We start from the raw sequence: 1,032 nt of genomic DNA on the forward strand, positions 1-1,032 counted from the left end.
TTTTTTTTGCCTGCAGTAGAGAGTGCGAACCAAGGTTCGCACCCACCACGTTCGGATTCGCGCATCCACGCCATGCGTGGATGCATTCCGCTTCAACCGTTGGCGAAATCGTGCAGCGCCTCGCCTTCCAGCCGGTACACCGTCCACTCGTCCTGCGGCTTGGCGCCGGCTGCGGTGTAGAAGTCGATGGCCGGCGTGTTCCAGTCCAGCACCGACCACTCGAAGCGGCCGCAACCTTCAGCCACCGCCTGGCGGGCGATGTACTTCAGCAGCGCCTTGCCCGCGCCGGAACCACGCTTTTCCGGGCTCACGTACAGGTCTTCCAGGTAGATGCCCTTGCGACCCAGCCAGGTGGAATAGTTGTAGAAATACACCGCGTAGCCGATGGCGTCGCCGTTCGCCTCGCAGATCAGCGCGCGGGCGGTGGCGTCGGCGCCGAACAGGCTTTCGGCGATGCCGATTTCATCGGTCTGCACCGAATGCTCGGCCTTCTCGTAGATCGCCAGTTCACGGATGAAGCGCAGGATCAGGCCAGCGTCGGCGACGGTGGCCGGGCGGATGTTCAACACGGCCACCGTGTTCATGGCTCAGCCCCGCGCCGCAGCAACGTTGGCGCGCATCTGCGCGATCACGTCCTGGTAGCTGGTCTTGGCATTGAAGATGGCCGAGCCGGCGACGAAGGTATCGGCACCTGCGGCAGCGATCTCACCGATGTTGTCGGCCTTCACGCCACCGTCGATCTCCAGGCGGATGTCACGGCCGCTGGCATCGATCTTCTGGCGCACCACGCGCAGCTTGTCCAACGCCGACGGGATGAACGCCTGGCCGCCGAAGCCCGGGTTGACCGACATCAGCAGCACCAGGTCGAGGTCGTCCAGCACCCAGTCGAGGATGTCCACCGGTGTGGCCGGATTGAGCACGATGCCCGGCTTGCAGCCCAGCGAGCGGATCAGCTGGATGGTGCGGTGCACGTGGCGGCTGGCCTCCGGGTGGAAGCTGATGTAGGTGGCGCCGGCCTCGGCGAAGTCCGGG

Annotated in this window: 2 protein-coding genes; both read right to left on the bottom strand. The window is 65.0% G+C overall.

The genetic code is table 11. The features are described from left to right. Window positions 1–92: 92 nt before the first annotated feature. Window positions 93–575: a GNAT family N-acetyltransferase gene (locus tag DBR20_RS21025; protein WP_100462742.1), complete on the bottom strand. Its 483-nt coding sequence runs from the start codon at window positions 573–575 to the stop codon at window positions 93–95. 12 nt (window positions 576–587) lie between these two features. Beyond that, window positions 588–1,032 (bottom strand): ribulose-phosphate 3-epimerase (locus DBR20_RS21030; protein WP_108268236.1); only part of this gene is annotated, 445 nt, incomplete at its 5' end.

Source organism: Stenotrophomonas sp. HMWF023 (assembly GCF_003060985.1).
In the GTDB taxonomy this organism is placed as follows: domain Bacteria; phylum Pseudomonadota; class Gammaproteobacteria; order Xanthomonadales; family Xanthomonadaceae; genus Stenotrophomonas; species Stenotrophomonas lactitubi.